Here is an 8,963-nt window from a genome sequence, read left to right on the forward strand (position 1 = left end):
GAGCTAAGTGTAGTTTTTTATAACTTTCGTGTTTTGTAGTAATTCACCATTAAATCTACAAATTTACTATAACTGTCCATTCCGTCTTTTTGATTGTTTGTTTTAAGGAAATTATCATAAAACACGGCAAAACCGGTTTCGATTAGCGTTTCATATTTTTTCCAGAAATCCTTGCTTTCCTGATAATTTTTTAAAATTCCGATATTTGTTTGTTTTTTTAACTGTTTAAAAATCTTTTCATTTTTAAACTGCCAAATTCCAAGGCAATAACGCAAAGCAAAACTATATCCTGAATATTGATAGTACAAATTATCATTTTTTACAGAGGCTAAAACGCCAATAAAATTGCATTCACTTTCGCTTGCATAACCCATTTGATGAGCCATTTCATGAGAGCTGGTAGTAGGGAAATTATACATAGGCAGCAAATCATTCACCTGAGCTTCATTGGTAAAAGGATTCAGATAACCGCCAAATCCCATGTAAGTCAACGGTAAACTAAAAAGCGATTTTTTGATGCTTAATTTTTGGTATTCAAAAGAAGGATGTTCTTTGGCAAGATGCTCATAGCCATTTAAATTAATTTTAAAGGCTTGTTCTTGTGAGTATGGAAAAACTACTTTAGAGCTATCATTTTTGGTGATTTTCGATTGAATTTCATTCGTTTTAGCGATTAATTTTTTGGTAAAAAGAAGTAATTCAGCATCTGAATATTCTTTTTCAATTTTCATTTTTTTGAATAAAGGCTCTCTGTAATAATTGTATGCCCAAAGAAAATGGAAGAGAAAGTAAAGTACCGAAAGAAAGCTTAATGCTTTTAATAGATTGTCTTTCCAATTTAGTTTCCATGTTTTTCGATTTTTCCAAAACCATCTGATCAAAAGGATAATTACAATAAAATAGATACAATCCCCGACAGAAAACGGAATTCCCCCTAAAACAATTCTGGAAAAGTGTGAAATTTTTAAATACAATCCGTTACTGTAAAAGCGTTCTATGAATTCTGGAAAGAAAGGAAGTATCTTTAAAATGATAATCTGTACAACGAAAAAAACAGGCAGAATGTATTTTGATTTCACAGTATAAATTTTGGATACGTAAATATAAATCAATCTTAAATAGTATCGAAATAGAATTTAAACTTTGTAACTTTGAAACTCATAATTGTTAAACTACAAACAAAAAATAATGAGCCAAGAAATAAGAAATCTGGAGCCTAAAGCCCTGTGGAATAAATTTGCAGATTTGAATGCTGTTCCGCGTCCGTCGAAAAAAGAGGAGCGCGTGATCGAATTTATGAAAAACTTTGGAAGTAGCTTAGGTTTAGAAACTTTTGAAGATGAAATTCGAAATGTAATCATACGAAAACCAGCAACTCCGGGAATGGAAAACCGTAAAGCAATTGTGTTGCAGGGGCATCTTGATATGGTACATCAAAAAAATGCAGATACTGTTTTTGATTTTGACACTCAGGGAATTGATATGTATGTTGATGGTGACTGGGTTCGTGCTCGTGGTACAACTTTAGGAGCTGATAATGGGCTGGGAGTGGCGACAATTATGGCTATTTTAGAAAGTAAAGATATTCCGCATCCTGCTATAGAAGCCTTATTTACGATTGATGAAGAGACAGGAATGACGGGTGCTTTGAATCTAAAAGGCGGAATTTTACAAGGTCAGATTTTATTGAATTTGGATACCGAAGAAGATGACGAAATTGATATAGGATGTGCAGGAGGAATTGATGTGACCGCCACAAGAACGTATCACGAAGAAGAAACTCCCGAAGGTTCTGTGGGGCATATTATAACGGTAAAAGGTTTAAATGGTGGTCATTCTGGAATGGATATTCATAAAGGATTAGGGAATGCCAATAAAATAATGAACCGTCTATTGTTTGATGCTTTTGAAAATTTTGGTTTGCAGGTAGCAGAAATAAACGGAGGAAGTTTGCGCAATGCTATTCCGAGAGAAAGTGTTGCAAAAGTGGTCATTTCGGAAATGTTTGATGAAGCATATATTTTTGATATGCAGGAAATCATCAACGATATTAAGTTGGAATATAAAACAACGGAGCCTAATTTATCTATTGAAATCGTAAAATGTGAGACTCCTGAAAAAGTAATGGACTTAGGAGTTCAGGAAGGTATTATTAGAGCAATTTACGCTGCTCAGAATGGTGTTTATAGAATGAGTGCCGATATGGACAACTTAGTAGAAACTTCAAATAATATTGCCAGAGTAATTGTAAAAGATGGCGAAATTTTAATTGGCTGTTTGACACGTTCTTCGGTAGAAACCTCCAAATTTGATTTGGCAAATTCACTGCGTTCTGCCTTTGAATTAGTGGGTTGTGAGGTAGAACTTTCAGGTTCTTATCCAGGTTGGACTCCAAACGTAAATTCTGAAATTCTGGATGTTTTAACCGGGATTTATGAAAAACAAAATGGTGAAAAAGCAAAAGTAGTAGCTTGTCATGCTGGTTTAGAATGTGGGATTTTAGGAACCAATTATCCGGATATGGATATGATTTCTTTCGGTCCAACTATTCACGGAGCGCATTCGCCTGACGAAAGAGCAAGTATCTCATCTGCTCAAAAATATTGGAAATTTGTATTAGAAATTCTTTCAAATATTCCAGTTAAGTAGTTATAGTGTTCAGTGTTCCGTTTTTTAGTATTCAGTAAATCTGATACCTAAAAATCTGAACACTGAAGACTTTTTTTGATTGCAATTTAAAAACTAATTACTGAAAAACTGATTACTGGCCACTTTTTTCAGCGTACACAGCAAAACTGATCACTAATTATTAGTCTCTTTTAGGACTGTTTTTCTTTTCTCTTTTCTCTTCTTTTTTTTCTTTTGCCGTTTTTAAAGGTTCTTTTTTAACCGTTTTCTTAGCATCCTGACTCTTTGCCATATAATTTAAATTTTGATATTGTATTTATTTACAAGTAAATGTAGTGATTTTTACTTCTTAAAAATGCATAAAAAATCCCCAATTATAAAATTGAGGATGTAATTTGTGTTTTTTTAATGACGATTAATTTCTTTTCAGTACTTTATATTGCTCATAACAGGCGCTTATCGCATCCATAATCTGCAAATCGTTTGCTGTTTGTATAAATGAATCAGAGTAGTTACAACGTTGCATTATTTCGGGTATTTCTTCTTTGGTAATACCTAAAAGAACTGCTACAGTTTCGCGGTCGTATTTGGTTTCTAATAGATTACGAACCGTATCGTCTTTTTTCATTTCTTTTAATTTCTTGAGTTCCCGACCATTTTTTCCAAAGAAACTATATAATTTGTCTGCGGGATTAAAAATAGAACCTAATACTTTTCCAAAAGCATTTGGAGCGTATTCTCCTGCTTCATAACCCTGAGTAAGGCCGGAAATGCTGTAACGGTAATTTTCTTTGGTTGGTATTAATTTTGAATCAATTTCGAGGTAACCAGTAAGGTTAAAAGGTGCAATAACGACTTCTTCAAGTGCAATTGCTTTTTCTGTAAGCTGAATTCGGGTAACTTTATTTTTTATCCAGTCATTGGTAACACGAATTCGTAAAGATTGAAATCCTAAGATAGAAAAATGCAGTGTGTCATTGGCTTGCACATCAATTTCAAAGTACCCTTTTGCATCCGAAGTTGCGCCACGAACTTTATTGGTATTGATGACATTTACGCTCGAAAGTGGCTGCTTCGTATTATCGTTGATAATATAACCAGAAACTCTATGAGGAATGTTAGAGTCAATTTCTTGCGAAAAACCGATAGTTGATAGTACTAAAAAAAAGAAAACTGCAAAATATTTCATATCCTGATTTAAAGCTCTAAAAGTAATAAATCGTGATTAAATATTTTGCAGTCTTCTAATATAATTATCAGAAAATTAACAAAGAGAATTAATCTCTTCTTGGTCTTCTTGGTCTTGGTGCATCACCAAAGCTGTCTGAACGACGTGGAGCTCGGTCAGAACCACCTTCTCTTTTTGGAGCAGATGAGTTTCTGTCGCTTCTAAAACCACCTTCTCTAGGAGCAGAATTTCTATCGCTTCTAAATCCACCGCCAGAACCTTCACGTCTTGGAGCAAAGCTTCCTTCACGTCTTGGACCGCCAGAAGTACGACCTCCGCCGCTGCGTCCGTTATGGTCACGTCTTCCGCCACCATCATTTTTAGAGATTTCTACATTAATACGACGTCCTTCAAGTTGTACGTTGTTTAATACTTCCATCACTTTATCTGTGTGCTCAGGATCAGTGTTAAAGAAAGAGAAACCTTCTTTTACATCTACCTTGAAAACATCATCACGACCTAAATCTAATGTTTCTTTCAAATAATCTTTAAGCGACATCCAGTCGAAGTTGTCTCTTGAACCAATATTTACAAAATAACGAACTGCTCCGCCATTGTTTGATTCTCTTGGCTCAGAATCACCTCTTTCACGTCTTTCACCAGAAGCCTGAGAAGAAATATCTCTGTTTTTCTTGTAATAAGCAATAAAGCGGTTAAATTCTACAGATACCATTTTCTTAATCAGTTCTTCTTTAGATAAATCTTCAAGAACATTGTTGATTGCCGGAAGGTAGTTATCAATTTCGTGATCTACTTCTGTATCTTTAATTTTAGTTGCTAAGTGCAATAACTGAATTTCGCAAATTTCGATACCAGACGGAATCGTTTTTTCTTCAAACTTTTGTTTGATGATTCTTTCGATAGAAGAGATTTTACGCAACTCACTTTTTGTAACAATTACAATAGAAGTTCCTAATTTCCCGGCTCTACCAGTACGTCCAGAACGGTGATTGTACGTTTCGATTTCGTCAGGAAGTTGGTAATTTACTACGTGAGTAATATTATCAACGTCAATACCACGTGCAGCTACGTCAGTAGCAACAAGCATCTGAATTTGTCTTCCACGGAAAGATTTCATTACACCATCACGTTGTGCCTGAGATAAATCTCCGTGCAATGCAGCAGCGCTGTATCCATCTTCAATTAATTTTTCAGCTACAGCTTGTGTGTCTCTTTTAGTACGACAGAAAACCACAGAAAAAATATCCGGATTTGCATCGGCTAAACGTTTTAAAGCTTCGTAACGATCACGTGCATTTACCAAATAAAACTCGTGAGAAACGGTCGCAGAACCAGAGTTTTTAGCTCCTACAGTAATTTCTACAGGGTCACTCATAAATTGTTTTGCAATTCTTGCAACCTCTGCTGGCATAGTTGCAGAGAACAACCATGTACTTTTTTGATCTGGAGTATCGGATAAAATAGATACGATGTCTTCATAGAATCCCATGTTCAACATCTCATCAGCCTCATCCAAAATACAGTAATCTATATTTTTAATGTTTACTAAACCTCTATTGATCATGTCTTGCATTCTTCCCGGAGTAGCTACAATAATTTGTGCTCCTCTCTTAATGTCTCTAGCTTGCTCTGTAATACTAGCCCCGCCGTAAACTGCTACTACATTAATACCTTTCTCGTATTTTGAGTAGTTTTTAAGTTCGTTGGTAATCTGTAAACAAAGTTCTCGTGTTGGCGATAAAACTAATGCTTGTGTATTCTTGTTGTTAGCATCAATTTTTTGAATTAGCGGAAAACCGAAAGCTGCCGTTTTCCCTGTCCCTGTCTGAGCCAACGCAACCATATCTGTGTCTTTTTCCAATAATAGGGGAATCGCTTTCTCCTGTACTTCTGACGGATTCTCAAATCCTAGATCTAAAATCGCCTTCAGTAACGATTCATTCAATCCTAATTGTTCAAATTTATTCATATGTAATTTTAAAATAGGGTGCAAAATTACTTTTAATTATTCAGATAAACTAATGCTATTTTAAGAATTATTGATTTGTTATGATTTGATTATCAAAAAGTTATGTTTTTTATGAAATCATTTTGATTAGAAAAGAAATAAAAGGACAAAAAATTTCGTCTTCAAATGTAAATTCTTTCTTCTAAAATGTTGTATTTAAAACAATTATTTGATGGAGTTCAGATAATCAATTAGTTGCTGTGTAGCTTTTGCACGGTGACTGATTTTATTTTTTATTTCCGATGATATTTCGGCAAAAGTTTCCGTATAATTTTCAGGCTGAAAAATTGGATCGTAACCAAAACCATGATTTCCGGTTTTTTCAAATGTAATGGCTCCTTTTGCAATTCCGGTAAAAAGATGCTGCTCACCTTTTAAATTCAGAGCAATTACGGTTTTAAATTCTGCATTTCTATCTTCTTTATCCGTTAATGCATCCAAAAGTTTATTCATATTATCATCTGCATTGCGTTGCTCGCCAGCATATCGAGCCGAGTAAACACCAGGTTCTCCGTTCAATGCTTTAACTTCGAGCCCAGTATCATCTGCAAAACAATCATAGCCATATTTTTCGGTTACGTGATTGGCTTTTAGGATCGCATTTCCTTCGATAGTAGCTGCCGTTTCAAGAATTTCCTCGTGAAAGCCAATGTCTTCGAGGCTTAATATTTGGATACTTCCGTTAAGGATACTTTGAATTTCCTTGATTTTATTATGATTATTTGAAGCAAAAACAAGTTGCATACTATATATTTTTAGACGTTATGGAGTGTATTTTATAAAACACAAATTTAGAATTCTTATCCTTAGATTAGTATTATATTTTAAAACAAATTTTTCAATAAAAAAAGCAATTGCACCACCAAAAGTGTAAGCAAAAATATCACTCCATAAAAATCCCTGACCAAGAACATACTTTCCAAAAAGTGTTTCTCTAAGTTTCACAATCCATTCTGCCTGATACAATTGCAAAAACTCGATACCATAACAAATCAGTAACGAAAGCAAGATGACGTAAATGGCTTTTGAATGCGTAAATACAATTCGAACAATACAATAGATCATCGCGGCATAGAGCAGATCTCCAAAACACAAGGGTATAATTTCAATTTTTCTCGAAAGAATTCCAAGAAAAATTACTGCTATGGTCAGAAAGAAATAATAGATTTTAGTTTTTTTCACATGTAGAATTTTCTATTTCTTTAATTTTATATTTTAAAGTCCAAAGTTATAAATAGGGACGTAAATTAAAGCCATATTTAGAACAGAATAACGCCTATTTTGCTAAATTACCCCAACCAATATCAGTCATTTAAAATTTAAATATTAATTTCACATTATAAAAATTCAATCGCCTCATTAAAATACGATCGCAATTATGATAATCGACTCACTGGAAAATGCCGCTAAATATGAAGCTTTACATCCTTCATTTAAAAAAGCTTTTGATTATTTACGAACTACTAAATTTGAAATTGTTGACGAAGGACTTTTGTACGAAACCGAGGGTGTAAAAGCTTTTGGCTATTATGGAAAGGGAAAAACGACAGCAGAAAGTCTTGAAACTTTTGAATGCCATGATAAAAATATAGACATTCAGTTTTGTATTACCGAGAAAGAAACTTTTGGCTGGAAACCTAGAAAAAATTGTGTTACGCCAAACGGAGATTATAATGATGAAAAAGATGTGCGATTTTTTAAGGATGCACCAGATATGTTTTTTACGTTGCATCGCAATCAGTTTGTGATCCTCTTTCCCGAAGATGTTCATGCGCCGATGATAACCGACGGAATCTTGAATAAAGTCGTTATTAAAGTCGAAGTTTAGACAATTTTTAGAATTTTATTCGAAGAAAAAAAATTAAAAAGTAAGTAATTATGATGAAGAAATTAAGCCGAATAGTATTTGCAATTGCTTTGTTGTTACTGTTGACAAGTTGCAAAAACACCAAGCAAAAACTACAGGAATATGTTACAACCTACAATAGTCAGGCAGGCAATTTTAAAGAAGAAAATGTAAAACTTACTACGGCAAGAGGGTATATAAATGATGATAAAATCGAGTTAAGGTTTGAAACAGACTTAGAGCAAAATGAAGTGAATAAAGAGACCTCTAATGTTGTATTTCCTAAGTTGCTTATGAAAATGATTAAAAACGATCAGATTTCTAAAGAATTAATTACAGAAGGAGTTCGATTTGATGTTTACTTTTTAGCCAATGATAATACTGTTTTAGCCAAGAAAATAATAAATAAGGAAGAATTGAATGCTTTACTAAAGTAGAATCAAAAGCTCCTTTTGATATAAGCATAATAAAAAATGCCTCTTTTTAATTTTGGAAAGAGGCATTTTTTGTGCTGTATTGGTGCTTTTTTCTAAAAAAGTAATTAGGTGTTCTTACACTTTTTTATAATTGCTTCTTACATAAACAACTTGTAATCAAATAATTACAATTTTTATTTTTGAAATTGATATTGGTTTTAAAGTAGAATTTTATTATGTTTGAGTAGATTATTTAACTAAAAACCAAAAAATTATGACCAAAAAAATTACTCAAATCGCATTTGCTTTTTGTATTGTATTATTGCTTGTAAGCTGTAAAAATACAAAGCAAAAAATTCAGGAGCATGTAAGTACCTACAACAACTCGGCATCACTTATAAAAGGAGATAATATTACTGCTACAGCCGCCAAAGGATTTTTGAATAGCAACAAAATCGAGATAAGAATCGAAACAAGTTTAGAAGAAAACGAATCAAACAAATTAACCTATAGCAATTCATTCCCTAACTTGCTGGTGCAAATGATTAAAAACAATCAGATTTCTAAATCTTTAATAGAAGAAGGAGTAACGTTTGATGTTTATTTTTTGGCACGAAATAATACAATTATAGCTCAAAAAATAATCGGTAAGGAAGAATTAGCCGTTTTATTAAAGGACGATGCTGATGCGAATCCGGAAGAAAAAGCAACGGCAAAATTATAGTAAAAACAAAAAACTCTTTTGAAATTTCGAGGGCACTGAAAAAGTCTTTTCAAAATTCTTTTTCAAGAATAATTATTAATTAAAAGGAGTAGAAGCTAAAAGTTTTCTGCTCCTTTTTTTGTATCTTTTACGTGTAATCATAAGACTTTTTA

General features: G+C 33.2%; 9 protein-coding genes. 4 read left to right on the plus strand and 5 right to left on the minus strand.

Annotation, left to right across the window (positions count from 1 at the left end; translation table 11 throughout):
* Positions 1 to 17: 17 nt before the first annotated feature.
* Positions 18 to 1,079, minus strand: coding sequence for a DUF3810 domain-containing protein (locus tag J3495_RS10370; RefSeq protein WP_210666485.1), 1,062 nt, complete (start codon positions 1,077 to 1,079; stop codon positions 18 to 20).
* A gap of 109 nt (positions 1,080 to 1,188) precedes the next feature.
* Here J3495_RS10370 and J3495_RS10375 point away from each other — a divergent pair, with 109 nt between their 5' ends.
* On the plus strand, positions 1,189 to 2,649 hold the full coding sequence (locus tag J3495_RS10375) for an aminoacyl-histidine dipeptidase (RefSeq protein ID WP_210666486.1): 1,461 nt from the start codon (positions 1,189 to 1,191) through the stop codon (positions 2,647 to 2,649).
* Between the two features lie 394 nt (positions 2,650 to 3,043).
* Here J3495_RS10375 and J3495_RS10380 read toward each other — a convergent pair whose 3' ends face one another.
* From J3495_RS10380 to J3495_RS10395, 4 genes are all read right to left on the minus strand, one after another.
* Positions 3,044 to 3,817: a carboxypeptidase-like regulatory domain-containing protein gene (locus tag J3495_RS10380; protein WP_210666487.1), complete on the minus strand. Its 774-nt coding sequence runs from the start codon at positions 3,815 to 3,817 to the stop codon at positions 3,044 to 3,046.
* Positions 3,818 to 3,905: 88 nt separating this feature from the next.
* Positions 3,906 to 5,786 (minus strand): DEAD/DEAH box helicase, encoded by a 1,881-nt coding sequence (locus J3495_RS10385; protein WP_210666488.1) that lies wholly within the window; start codon positions 5,784 to 5,786, stop codon positions 3,906 to 3,908.
* A gap of 204 nt (positions 5,787 to 5,990) precedes the next feature.
* The gene (locus J3495_RS10390) at positions 5,991 to 6,569 is read right to left on the minus strand and encodes a non-canonical purine NTP diphosphatase (protein ID WP_210666489.1); all 579 of its coding nucleotides are present in this window, start codon (positions 6,567 to 6,569) and stop codon (positions 5,991 to 5,993) included.
* Positions 6,570 to 6,587: 18 nt separating this feature from the next.
* Positions 6,588 to 7,007: a ribosomal maturation YjgA family protein gene (locus J3495_RS10395; RefSeq protein ID WP_210666490.1), complete on the minus strand. Its 420-nt coding sequence runs from the start codon at positions 7,005 to 7,007 to the stop codon at positions 6,588 to 6,590.
* A 196-nt stretch (positions 7,008 to 7,203) separates the two neighbouring features.
* Between J3495_RS10395 and J3495_RS10400 the strand changes: the two genes are divergently transcribed.
* The 3 genes from J3495_RS10400 to J3495_RS10410 all read left to right on the plus strand — a co-directional run bounded on the left by J3495_RS10400 (position 7,204) and on the right by J3495_RS10410 (position 8,811).
* Positions 7,204 to 7,653, plus strand: a complete 450-nt coding sequence (locus J3495_RS10400; RefSeq protein WP_210666491.1) for a YhcH/YjgK/YiaL family protein — start codon at positions 7,204 to 7,206, stop codon at positions 7,651 to 7,653.
* A 50-nt stretch (positions 7,654 to 7,703) separates the two neighbouring features.
* On the plus strand, positions 7,704 to 8,108 hold the full coding sequence (locus J3495_RS10405) for a hypothetical protein (RefSeq protein ID WP_210666492.1): 405 nt from the start codon (positions 7,704 to 7,706) through the stop codon (positions 8,106 to 8,108).
* A 253-nt stretch (positions 8,109 to 8,361) separates the two neighbouring features.
* Positions 8,362 to 8,811 (plus strand): hypothetical protein, encoded by a 450-nt coding sequence (locus J3495_RS10410; protein WP_210666493.1) that lies wholly within the window; start codon positions 8,362 to 8,364, stop codon positions 8,809 to 8,811.
* Positions 8,812 to 8,963 lie beyond the last annotated feature (152 nt).

This window comes from Flavobacterium geliluteum (assembly GCF_017948595.1).
GTDB lineage: Bacteria > Bacteroidota > Bacteroidia > Flavobacteriales > Flavobacteriaceae > Flavobacterium > Flavobacterium flavipigmentatum.